The sequence below is a fragment of the Clostridium perfringens genome (assembly GCF_016027375.1).
Classification (GTDB): Bacteria; Bacillota; Clostridia; order Clostridiales; family Clostridiaceae; genus Sarcina; species Sarcina perfringens.
Map to the genome: position 1 here is coordinate 3,075,922 of NZ_CP065681.1, position 13,067 is coordinate 3,088,988.

Sequence of the window (13,067 nt, forward strand, 5' to 3'; positions counted from 1 at the left end):
ATATTTATTTATTTTTATTTTCTAAAACTTCTTTTAAAATATTAGGATAATTGGTTATTATCATATCAACGTTTAAATCTATCATTTTTTCCATATCTTTTTTCTCATTTACTGTGTATACATTTACTTGTTGAAAATCTTCATGGGCATCCCTAACTATTTCTTCTGTTATACTATTAAATTCAGGATGAAGTGCTGAAGCTCCAACAACCTTACAATAATTATATGGTTCAAAGATACAATCCCAATAAAGTATTCCTGTTTTTATATTTTTATTAAGTCTTATACATTTTCTTATTGAATAATGATCAAAGGATGATATTATAACTCTATCCTCAAATCCATAATTCTCTATTTCTTTATAAACCTTTTCTTCTAAACCTTCATAATGTATGATGCTATTTTTAAGCTCTATATTTATAAGTTTGTCATTATCCTTCATAAAATCAAAAAACTCTTTTAATGTAGGTATTTTTTCTCCCTTAAATTCATCAGAAAATTTTATTCCAGCATCTAAGTTACATAATTGTTCATAAGTAAAGTCCTTTACATACCCACTTCCATTAGTTGTTCTATCAACTTCTTCATCATGAATTACAACTGGAACTCCATCCCTTGTAAGATGAACATCCATTTCTATACCATCACAGTCTGCTTCTATTGCCTTCCTAAAAGCTATCATAGTATTTTCTGGATACAATCCACTTAATCCTCTGTGTGCTACGTTTAATATTTTTTTCATAGTTATTCCTCCTATACTTTTTCGATTATTACTGGAATTATATTTGAAGTTTATAGTTCCCTAAAAATAAATAAAGCTCAACCTAAATAATTTTAAGTTGAACTTTCTCTCAACATCTCTTAGTCTAACTTAATTTTGTCTTAAATGTTTAGTTACAATTTCATTATAACAGTTATGAAAACATTTACTAAAAATTCAAATTTATTTATATGTTAAAAAAAGGTACTATTTTCTTAAAATTTTACTTCTGAAATTATGTATGATTTTTAAATAATAAAAAATCTTTGTATTTTTTATTAAAATTTGTATTTTTAATACAAATTTTCAAAGAAAACTCATTATTATAAGGACATAAAATAAATTTTATGAATTAGAAATATTATTTTATCTTTCTTTAATTTCTAAAGTATTCTAGTAATTTTTTTCTTTCCCCTAAAAATTATTCTAAAAAAATAAAAAGTTCCTCTTAAAAACAAAAATAGTACAAGTAACTTTTATTACTTGTACTATCTTTCTTAAAACTATTTTCTAATACAATATTATATAGTTAAAACAGAATTAACAGAAATAATTTAATTTATATTTTCCAACAAAATATTATATTATTATACTAAAATCCAAATTTTACTTTCCACAATTAAAATTTTAAATCACTTTACATAGTTTCTATTTCTAATCCAAAATGATCTGATACAACTTCTTTATTTTTTCCATTAAATATAACCCTACTATCATAAACTTTTGTGTTTCTATTAGTAAAAATTATATCTATTCTTAATTCTCCAGTGTTATCTTCCCATCCAGCTATATTTTTATTAACTGTAACACCAGAATCCTTATTTTCCGCTAAATCATAAGTATCAATTAACCCATTACTCTTAAGAAAATCATATCCCTCATTCTTTAAAAAGGCATTATTATTGAAATCCCCCATAAAGAAGGCTCTATTTTTGCTTTCCTTAGCATGTGCAAGTAAGTTTTCAACCTGAAATGTGAAGCTTTCCTCTTTATCATGCCACCATCCCATGTGACAAGAATAAAAATCTATATTTTCATTGTTAATATCTATTGTTGCTTTTACTATTTTTCTTGATCTCCAAAAGGTTTTAGAGTGACTTTTTGATATATAAAAGCTTTCACTATTTACCACTTTATGCTTAGTTAATATACACAAACCTTCCTCATATATATCGTATCCAATATGGGAGTAATCCCAAACTAGGTGGTATTCTTCTCCACCTAGTTTCTTTATTTCTTCAATTAATACTAATCCATAATTATCTTCTTTTAAATTTCCTTCTTTAATACTAGCCTTAATACTTTGACTAGCCTCTTGAAGAGCTATAACATCATATTTCTCTTCAACTATTGTTTTTGCTAAGTATTTTATTTTGTATAATTGTTCTTCCTCTAGCCAAGAATGACAGTTTAAAGTAAGTAATTTCATTTTTAATCTCCTAAATACCTAAGATATCTTGAATATCTGATTTTAATACATCTGCTTTAGGACCATATATAGCTTGAACCCCTTTATCTTTAACTATAAGACCTAAGGCTTTATTATCCTTCCAAGCTTTTTCATCTCCAACCTTTTCAATATCTTTGACAGTAACACGAAGACGAGTCATACAGGCGTCTACATCTACTATGTTTTCCTTTCCACCTAGTAATTCAATAGCTTTAACTGCTAACTCATCCATTGAAGCATTGCTATTTGATGAAGCTTTATTTGCATTTTCATCTTCATTATCAATATAGTTACCCATACGTCCTGGTGTAGCTATTTTGAATTTCTTAATTAAGAAACTAAATACAAAGTAATTTAAGAAGAAGAATACTACTGCAACTATTATAAAGTTTATTAAATCCTTAGTTAAGCCTGCATTTATCATAAGTGGTGAACGAGTTATAAGCTCTATAAATCCAAAAGCATGAACCCTTAAGTTTATTATATCAGCTATGGCAAATCCTAAACCTGCAATTACTGCATAAACTACATATAATATTGGTGAAATAAACATAAACATAAATTCAATTGGTTCAGTTACACCAGTTAAGAATACTGCTATGGCTGCTGAGAAAAATACTGATTTATATTTTTTCTTCTTATCTGGATCAACATTTTTATACATAGCTAATGCTACACCTATTAATGAAGCACTTGAAAGTATTACTTGTCCTGCTTTGAAACGAGCAGGTACCACTGACCCTATAAGTTGATTGTATGAGGTTATATCTCCTGCTTGCTTAAAGTTATTTAAATCAGTTATCCAAGCAAGCCATAATGGATCTTGTCCTGCAACTACTTGCCCTGCTGTTGGACCTGTAAGTATATGATAAACTCCACCAAGCTCTGTATAGTTTACTGGAACTGTAAGCATATGGTGTAATCCAAATGGTAATAATAAACGCTCTAATGTACCATATAAGAATGGTGCTATTATTGGAGCTGTATCCTTAGATGTAGCTATCCATTGACCAAAAGTATTTAATCCGTATTGTACAAATGGCCATACAAAAGAAAGTATTATTGCTGAAATTGTTGAGCCTATTATAACCATGAAAGGTACAAAACGTTTACCATTGAAGAATGCTAATGCATTAGGTAATTTATTATAATTATAGTACTTATTATATAAAGCTGCTCCTAAGAAACCTGAAATAATACCAACAAATACACCCATATTAAGTGCTGGAGCACCTAACACTGAAACAAAGTAATCTTTAACTAAAAGTGTTTGCCCTGTAAAAGATTGAACTGTAGCAGTTGAATCTCCAGCTAGCATAGCATTGCTTACGCTAAATATTACGCCAGTGATTCTATTAATAAGAACAAATGCTATGGTACCTGCAAAAGCTCCCCCAGCACGTTCTTTAGCCCAAGATCCTCCTATTGCAACGGCAAATAGTAAGTTTAGGTTACCAATTATTGCCCAACCTATATCCTCCATAACTCTCGCTATAGTTTTTATGAAATCTACATCAATGTAAATTCCCATTACTTTACCTATTGAAATCATAAGTCCGGCAGCAGGCATTACAGCAACAACTACTAATAATGCCTTACCAAACTTTTGCCAGAAATCAAAAGACCCTAATTTAAATTTCTTCATTCTCAAATCCCTCCATTTATTATTCTTATAACATTCATTCCAAGGTTATTGGTTATATAAACTCCAAATATTAAATTTTTTCTTTATATAGATCTAGCTAAAATACAAAACTAAAAATCAACCTTAAGTTTATTTTAATCTTTTTATATTTATTTTTATTTAATATAAAAACCTCTAAAAAAAACTTAGATTACATTCATTTCTAAAGTTTTAATTTAAATTTTTAGAATTATTATAAATAAAAATATAATAATCTCTTTAAGAAAGCTTATATACTCTGCATTCATAAGGTTTTAATGTAAACTCTGTTAAGTTTTTATGTTCACAAACCTCATAATTGTTAAGAATTAAATCCTTAGAATTAAGTTTTTCTTTCTCATACATGTACTTGGCATTTTCTCCAGTTAAATTAGCCATTATCAAGAACTTCTCATTATTTAAAGTTCTTGTGTAAGCAAAGATATTTTCATCCTCTTTAAGGATTAAATCATATACACCATAGATTAAAGCTTCATTAGACTTTTTAAGTTTTATAAGCTTTTTATAGAAGTTTAAAACTGAATTTTCATCCCTTTCTTCAACTTCTACATTTATTGTTTTATAATTTTCATTAACTCCTATCCAAGGTTTTCCACAAGTAAATCCTGCATTCTTATTTGCGTTCCATTGCATAGGTGTTCTTGAATTATCTCTTGAAGTTACCCAAGCTTCTTTTAATGCTATTTCCTCTGAAACACCACTTTCAATTCTTTCATTGTAAGTATTTATGGTTTTAACATCATCATACTCAGATATGCTATGATATTTAACATTTGTCATACCAAGTTCTTGCCCTTGGTATATGAAAGGGGTTCCCTTTTGTAAGAAATAAATTGCTCCAAAAGCTTTTGCACATTCAGTTAAATATTCCTTGTCATTTCCCCAAGTTGAAACAACTCTAGGTATATCATGATTTTCAATGAAAAGTGCATTCCATCCTTTACCTTCTAAAGAATTTTGCCAATTTGTTAAAACATCTTTGTATGCCTTCACATCAAATCCTTGTCCCTCTTCATAATTCCAAAGATTAAGATGCTCAAATTGGAATATCATATTAAATGTCCCCTCATCTTCAGCTACCCAGTGATCAGCTTCATTGGCACTAACTCCATTTGCTTCTCCAACGGTAACTATATCATACTTTGAAAAAGTTTCTTCTTTTAGTTCCTTAAGATGAGAATTTATTCCCTCTACATTCATATGTTTTTCAAAGGATGAAACATATTTAAGTCCCTCTGGATTATCCATATCCTTAAGACCCTCTTCTTTTTTTATGTGACTTATAGCATCAACTCTAAATCCATCAATTCCTTTATCAAGCCACCAGTTTATCATTTTATATAGTTCATTTCTTACCTCTTTATTCTCCCAGTTTAAATCTGGTTGCTCTTTAGCAAATAAATGCAGGTAATACTCTTCACTATTCTCACAGAATTCCCAAGCTGAACCTTTAAATATACTTTCCCAGTTATTTGGTTCCTCATCCCCTTTACCTTCTCTCCAAATATACCAATCTCTTTTAGGATTATCCCTAGAAGATCTTGATTCTATAAACCATGGATGTTCATGACTAGTATGATTTATTACTAAATCTATAATAAGTTTCATCCCTCTATTATGAACCTCATTAAGCAATTCATTAAAATCATCCATAGTTCCAAATTCATCTAAAATATCTTTATAATCACTAATGTCATAACCATTATCATGATTTGGTGATTTATACATTGGACATAGCCAGATTAAATCAATACCTAAATCTTTTAAATAATCTAATTTAGATATTATACCTTGAATATCACCTATACCATCACCATTAGAATCCATAAAGCTCTTAGGATAAATCTGGTAAGCAATTAATTCTTTCCACCACTTTTTATTCATATTTTCTCCTTATGTTTACGTATATTGATTGAATTTTAGATTTGAACTATGTGCAAACGTTTGCCCACAATTCAAAAAAATTTGTTTTTTAGAATCACCTAAAAAACAGATTTTAAAATAAGGCTAAAATCCAAAGCTCACTAAGCTCCTTTGAATTAAGTCTCTATTTTTCCTATTGGCTATCAATTCTAAGATTCCAGCTTATTCAAGCTGTCATCAAGAATTGCTAAGCACTAGATAAATTCGGCTAAAATTCAAAGTTCGCTAGGCTCCTTTGAATTAAGTCTCATTTTATATTTTTATAATATCAGATTATTAAATCCTTTACAAAATTGATTTAAGAGAAAATTTATATTATTTTCTCTATTTATCTTTTATTTTCTCTTCTATACTCAAATTTTTGTGCAAACGTTTGCCCAAATTCCATGAGGAATTCTATCCTCTATCAATTAATTCAGTATCTACTATACAATATTTTTTTCTACCTACTAAATTTCCATTTAAATAATCTATAAGCAGCTTAGTTGCCTCATACCCTAATTCTCTTGCATTAATATCTATAGATGAAATTGGTGGATTTTGATATTTAGTCATAGGTGTATTATTAAAACCTACTATTTTTACTCCTTCAATTCCCTCTTCATTTAAAAATTTATTTGCTCCTAAAGCAAGTAAATCATCTGTTGTAACAACTATCTTAGGAGTTCTTTTTGATATTATCTCCCTCATAGCCAAATACCCACATTCTTCTGAAAAATCTATCCCCTCAATAACCATAGTTTTATCATAATTTAAATTATTTGCCTTAAAAGCATCTTTAAATCCACTTAATCTATCTTTAGAAACATTCCAACTTTTCTTTCCCCCAATAAAAGCTATATCACTTTGTCCATCTTTTATAAATTTATCAACTAATTTAAACATTGCTTGAAAATTATCATTATCAACCCATAAAACATCCTCTTCATCTGGTCTTCCAATAACTACAAAAGGGAAATTTATGTCTTTTAAATATTTTATAGTCTTGTCCTCTTCTCTAACAGATAATAAACATAATCCTTCTAATAGATTATTACTTGAAAATTCCTTTATAGTCTTTAGTTCGTCCTCATCATTTTTACTAAAAGCATACATGATATAGTATCCATTTTCCTCTGCTGACATACTCATACCTCTCATTGCTTCTACGAAAAAAGGATTTTTAAATGAATCATCTGCCTCATTAGGTAAAACTACCCCTAATATTTTTGTTTTATTGTTAACAAGACTTCTAGCTATTGCGTTGGGTTTATAATTTAATTTTTTTATAGCCTTATTTACTTTTATTTTAGTTTCTTCACTAATTTTGGGGCTATCAGATAAAACTCTTGAAACAGTTGAAGGGGCTACATTGGCTTCTCTAGCCACATCTTTAATTGTAACTTTCACAAAATCACTCCTTCACACTTTAAAATATACCATAAAATCCTTCTGCAATCTACAAAGTGATTTAATTGTATAAAAGTACATATTTCATAGAGTATTTATCAAAAAATAATTGAGGTACATCAAAAAGTTAATATTAAACCTTTCGATGTACCTCAAGTTAAAATTATTTCATCAGTTTACATATATCATTTGTGAAGTCTACAGGATCTTCAATGCTTAATCCTTCAACAAGTAAAGCTTGGTTATAAAGTAATTTTGTATATAGGTTAAATTTATCCTTATCATTTTCAAGGGCATCCTTTAATGAGTTAAATACTTCATGATTTGTATTAACTTCTAATACTTTTTGTGCTTTAACTCCTTGATTATTAGGCATTGCACTTAATATTTTTTCCATTTCTATTGAAACTTCACCTTCTGAAGATAAACATACTGGATAATTCTTTAGTCTACTTGAAGCTTTTACTGCACTTATTTTTTCTCCTAAAGCTTCCTTCATAGCTTCAAATATACCCTTGTTTTCTTCATTTTCCTTTTTGTTTTCTTCTTCTGATTCTATTCCTAAATCACCACTAGATACTGATTTAAATTCTTTTTCTTTGTAGTTCATAAGCATTTTTATTGCAAATTCATCTACATCCTCTGTGAAATAAAGAATTTCATAACCTTTGTCTAATACCATTTCAGTTTGTGGCATTTTCTCTATTCTTTCATTTGATTCACCAACAGCATAATAAATATATTTTTGGTCTTCAGCCATTCTTTCAACATATTCAGCTAGGCTTACCATTTTCTTTTCTTTAGATGAATAGAACATTAATAAATCTTTTAATTCATCTTTATTCATACCAAAATCATCATAAACTCCGTATTTTAACTGTCTACCAAAGGATTTATAGAATTTTTCATAACTTTCTCTATCATTTTTCATCATAGATTCTAATTCATTTTTGATTTTAGTTTTTATATTTTTAGCAATACGGCTTAATTGTCTATCATGTTGAAGCATTTCTCTTGAAATATTAAGTGATAAATCTTGAGAATCTACTATACCTTTTACAAATCCAAAGTAATCTGGTAAAAGCTCTGAGCATTTTTCCATTATTAAAACACCATTTGAATATAATTCTAATCCTTTTTCATATTCCTTAGTGTAATAATCATATGGTATATTTTCTGGAATATAAAGAATTGAATTATAGCTTATCATACCATCAACACTTATGTGCATATGTCTTAAAGGCTTATCAAATCCAAATCTCTTTTCAACATAAAAATTATTGTAGTCATCATCAGTAAGTTCATTTTTATTTCTTCTCCATAAAGGAACCATGCTATTTACTGTTTCTTCTTCTACATATTCTTCATGCTCATTTTCTGTTCCCTCTTTAACTCTTGATTTAGTAACATCAAGTTTAATTGGATATCTTATGAAATCTGAATATTTCTTAATTAATGATTTTAATTTATATTCTTCTAAGAACTCATCATAATTTTCATCCTCATCATTTGCTTTTAGGTGTAAAATTATATCAGTTCCAAAAGAATCTTTTTCAGCTTCTGAAATTGTGTATCCATCCACTCCATCTGATTCCCACTTATATGCTTTATCTGCTCCAAAAGCTTTTGTTATTACTGTTATCTTATCTGCAACTAAGAATCCTGAATAGAATCCAACTCCAAATTGTCCTATAATATCAAAACCATCTTTGATTTCATTTTCTTTTTTAAACTGTAAAGAACCACTCTTAGCTATAACCCCTAGATTCTCATCAAGTTCCTTTTCTGTCATACCAATACCTTTATCTGATATTGTAAGAGTTCTTTCTTCTTTATTTGGTTTTATTTTTATATAATAATCATCTTTATTGAAAGTTAATGAACTATCTCCTAAAGTCTTATAATAAACCTTATCTATTGCATCACTAGCATTTGAAATTAATTCTCTTAGAAATATTTCCCTGTTTGTATAAATAGAGTTAATTACAATGTCTAATAGTCTTTTTGATTCTGCTTTAAATTCTCTTTTTTCCATTTTGAATTATTCCCTCCCAAAACAAAAAACTTCTTTGTTAGCACTCTAATAACTTGAGTGCTAATCTCTATTTTTATATATAACACTTTTTGAAATTAATGTCAATATTCAATCCAAAATGAAATTTTAACCTTTTTAATATTATTTTTAATAGCAAAATAGGTGTATAAAATTAACTTTATTCCCCCTACAAAGATTATAAAAATAATACTTCTTCAGGTTTTATAGTTAATTTAATACACCCATAAAATTTAAACCAAACTCATATATATTTAATTTTCAAATAAAAAGTCTTAAATATTTAAATATGTACTTATCAAATTGATATGCACTTAAATTTTACTTCCACAATAAGGACAATAATTATAATCTCCCTCTACAGTTTTTCCACAATTAGGACAAACTTTTTTCACTGCTCTTTTTCCATAAACTTGCCCCTCTTGAATAAGAGTCATATCTTCTAGATTAACTTCATTAATTTCTCCATTTTCTATGACTTTTCCCCTTTCCTTTGAAATTTCATATATTGAGTTACATCTTTTACACATAACATAATATTTTTCATTCCATCTAAAAATAGGAATAAAGAATATATGAAAATACTCATAACTCTTTATTAAAGTTCCCATAGTTCTTGTTGAACAAGTTTTGCAATATATATTTTCTAATTGTTTTATTTCTTTTTGTTTATTTTCAATTCCAAATATACCAATAAAAAACATGCCATTCTCCTATAAATTTTATTATTACTTAAATATCATATTAGGATATATTTTTTTCAAAAATTCATCTGTATATTTCTTATCAAGAAACCTATCTAATGCATTTTTAGCTTTTATTCCCCTCATCCTTGCTACTTCTCTCCTTACAGCTAAAGATGATATTATGATATCTGGTATTAAAAGTACTAAAAATATTACTGTGATTATTTTTATTGTTTGAAAAGAAAATAGCCCCATAAACTTATCAAATAATGGATAAATATCCTTTAAGAAAAATACTCCAAGAATTCCCCAAAAGACAGAATATTCAACACTTGTTCTTCCATGTATACTTAGAGCTTTACTACTATACTCCCAAGAAACACTACCAAATACCTTTTCCTGAACCCATGAGCATAAATATTCAAAGGCTCCCCCAATAATTGCACTTATAAAAAATATTATTATTCCATTATAATCAATAAATCTATAAAGCAATAGTGTAAGAGCAACTCCTCCTATGCCATATACAGGACTAATAGTTCCATAAATTAATCCTTTTCTACTTTCAAAGTGTCCATTTCTTACATAACACCAAATCATTTCTACACAATATCCTAAAATAGATCCAATGGTAAATATCCATATTATTTTATAAATATTTATGGTATTACTAATATCCATACTATCTCCCCCTATATTAATTTATATAATAATATAACTTCCATAAAAAATTTATCTATAAGTGATATTAAGTATTAATTAACCGTCCAAAAAAACACTTGCTTTAAATAAATTAAAGTAAGTGTTTTTTAATTTTTATTTTATTCATATCCATTTACTACAACCTTAATTTCTCCTGTGTGTGGATCAATTATAAGGCCATGAATATTTACATCACTAGGCATTAAGGGATGATTTTTTAATGATGTCACACTTTCTTTTACAGATTCTTCTACACATCCAAATCCATGAAGCCATTTTTCCACATCTATTCCACAATGTTTGATAGTTAATATAGTCTCCTCTGATATTCCCCTATCTTCCATTTTCTTAATCATATCTTTAGAATTTAAATTACTCATACCGCACCCATGATGTCCTACAACTAAAACATCTTCTGCATTAAATTCATAGATAGCAACAAGTATGCTTCTAACAATACTTCCAAAGGGATGCATTATTGTAGCCCCAGCATTTTTTATTATCTTGGCATCTCCGTTTTTTATGTTCATGGCTTTTGGTAATAACTCAGTAAGCCTAGTATCCATGCAAGATAAAATCACTAATTTTTTCTCTGGCTTTTTAGTTGCTTTATATTTCTCATATTCCTTATTTTCCACAAAACTCTTATTAAATTCTAAAATTTCTTCTAGTCTTCTCACATTCTTTTCCATACTAAATACCTCTAAATAATATTTATTATTCTTTTAAATTAATTATTTATACTACTATACCACAAAGATTTAATTATATCCTAAAAAACTTTTTATATAAAAAAATTGATTTAAAGTCTTTACTCTAAACCCACTTAAAAATTCTCTCTTTATCACTTTTTATCTTCATTTAATTATACAAGTTGAATATATTAACTTGTCTATTATTGTTTAATATTAATAAATAATACCCCAGTCCTCATATCCCTTATTTATTATATCTAGATATCTTTTTTCTGGAGCTTTATCTCCTTTTTCATTCATAACATAAGCAAAAGCTTTATAAGAAATTCCATTTATATCTTGTACAATAAGATCAATCTTCTCATATAAATCTGGATATTCTTCATATTTATCTAAATTCTTTAAATCATTTAGAGAAATTTCATAAATTGCACCATAAACCTTTTCACCTTCACAAGGTATTATATCTGCATATTTATTATAAACTAATTTATAATTATTAAGATGTACACTTATCATAGGAATAGCTTCTGGGCATCTTTTTTTCATTTGCTCTAAACATAGATTACTTCCATAAGCAAAATAAACCATATACTCTCCACCTTTTCTTCATCTTTATTACATATTATTCCATAACACCTATAATGCGTTAATTAATTTTAACATAATATAGTAAATTAACTCTACCAAAAATTAATTTTCAGTAGAGTTAATTTCTTTATTTTGTAAAAATCCATGTAATATTGCCAAATATTACTTCTTAATAGATTTAATATATAATTTATATTCCTATTCTAATATTTTTAAATACATAAAATAGTAATATAATTTTTAACTTATAGTGCTAATAAGCTTTTTACACTCATCTTCAATTTCTTCTATTGATTTGTGAATGTAGATTGCATTTCCACAAGCATATATATTTTTACTTGAAGTTTCTAAATTTTCATCTACAGCTGGACCAGTTGTATTTGGATTTAATTTAAGTCCACTTCTTAATGCAACTAATCCATCTGAAATCATTGGATAAGCAAAAATTACTGTATCACATTTTATTTTTTTCTTTTCATCACCATTTTTTATAGTTACAGAACTTACTCTTCCTTCTCCATGTATTGCAATAATTTCATATCCAGAGTATAAATTTTCACTTAAATCAAAAACTTCATTTTTATTTTTATCTGTTATGATTCCAGAAACCTTAATATTATGTTTTTTCAAATCCTCTTGAATCATATAAAGAGTGGTATCTCCTACTATGAAGATATTTTTCCCCGGAATCATATTTTTAATTCCAAAAATCTTTTTAGCCATTCCTACAGTTAAAACTCCCGCTGTACGATCCCCTGGAATTTGAACTGCATTTCTACTTTTTTCTTTTCCACCATTAGCAATTATTATGTTTTTACCTTTTATTTTCTCTACACCACATTCACTACTTGTACAAAGTATTTCATTTGAATCTTCTATTTTTAAAACCATAGTATTTAATTTAACATCAACATTAAGCTCATTAAATTCTTTTAATAAACTTTCCTTATATTCTATACCTGTTAAATTACCCTTTTCGCTTATATTGTAATCAGCTGAATTTAAAGCTCCACCTAAAACTGGATCTTTCTCTACTAGAAGAATATTTTTTATTCCATCTTTTTTACCATTAATAGCTGAAAGAAGGCCTGATGCTCCTCCCCCAATTATAATTAAATCATATTCTCTCATAGT

11 protein-coding genes are annotated in these 13,067 nt (G+C 27.5%); all 11 read right to left on the minus strand.

The window, feature by feature from the left end; all coding sequences use genetic code 11:
* Positions 1-4: 4 nt before the first annotated feature.
* Entirely contained in the window at positions 5-742 is a 738-nt protein-coding gene (locus I6G60_RS14265; RefSeq protein WP_096071693.1) for a glycerophosphodiester phosphodiesterase, read from the minus strand.
* Between the two features lie 655 nt (positions 743-1,397).
* On the minus strand, positions 1,398-2,189 hold the full coding sequence (locus I6G60_RS14270; protein ID WP_096071694.1) for an endonuclease/exonuclease/phosphatase family protein: 792 nt from the start codon (positions 2,187-2,189) through the stop codon (positions 1,398-1,400).
* Between the two features lie 10 nt (positions 2,190-2,199).
* Positions 2,200-3,855 carry a PTS transporter subunit IIBC gene (locus tag I6G60_RS14275; RefSeq protein WP_003480115.1) on the minus strand — a complete coding sequence of 552 codons (1,656 nt, stop codon included), beginning with the start codon at positions 3,853-3,855 and terminating at the stop codon, positions 2,200-2,202.
* 258 nt (positions 3,856-4,113) lie between these two features.
* Positions 4,114-5,778, minus strand: a complete 1,665-nt coding sequence (locus I6G60_RS14280) for a glycoside hydrolase family 13 protein (RefSeq protein WP_003455496.1) — start codon at positions 5,776-5,778, stop codon at positions 4,114-4,116.
* Positions 5,779-6,213: 435 nt separating this feature from the next.
* Entirely contained in the window at positions 6,214-7,206 is a 993-nt protein-coding gene (locus tag I6G60_RS14285) for a LacI family DNA-binding transcriptional regulator (RefSeq protein ID WP_003450264.1), read from the minus strand.
* A gap of 163 nt (positions 7,207-7,369) precedes the next feature.
* Positions 7,370-9,241 (minus strand): molecular chaperone HtpG, encoded by a 1,872-nt coding sequence (gene htpG, locus I6G60_RS14290; RefSeq protein WP_003455303.1) that lies wholly within the window; start codon positions 9,239-9,241, stop codon positions 7,370-7,372.
* Between the two features lie 332 nt (positions 9,242-9,573).
* Positions 9,574-9,963, minus strand: a complete 390-nt coding sequence (locus tag I6G60_RS14295) for a zinc ribbon domain-containing protein (RefSeq protein ID WP_111744020.1) — start codon at positions 9,961-9,963, stop codon at positions 9,574-9,576.
* Positions 9,964-9,987: 24 nt separating this feature from the next.
* On the minus strand, positions 9,988-10,626 hold the full coding sequence (locus I6G60_RS14300) for a putative ABC transporter permease (RefSeq protein WP_096071696.1): 639 nt from the start codon (positions 10,624-10,626) through the stop codon (positions 9,988-9,990).
* A gap of 140 nt (positions 10,627-10,766) precedes the next feature.
* Complete coding sequence (locus I6G60_RS14305; protein ID WP_096071697.1) at positions 10,767-11,339, minus strand: beta-class carbonic anhydrase; 573 nt, start codon at positions 11,337-11,339, stop codon at positions 10,767-10,769.
* Positions 11,340-11,555: 216 nt separating this feature from the next.
* Positions 11,556-11,933, minus strand: a complete 378-nt coding sequence (locus I6G60_RS14310) for a gamma-glutamylcyclotransferase family protein (protein ID WP_096071698.1) — start codon at positions 11,931-11,933, stop codon at positions 11,556-11,558.
* A 240-nt stretch (positions 11,934-12,173) separates the two neighbouring features.
* Positions 12,174-13,064 carry an NAD(P)/FAD-dependent oxidoreductase gene (locus I6G60_RS14315; protein WP_096071699.1) on the minus strand — a complete coding sequence of 297 codons (891 nt, stop codon included), beginning with the start codon at positions 13,062-13,064 and terminating at the stop codon, positions 12,174-12,176.
* Between the last annotated feature and the right edge of the window lie 3 nt (positions 13,065-13,067).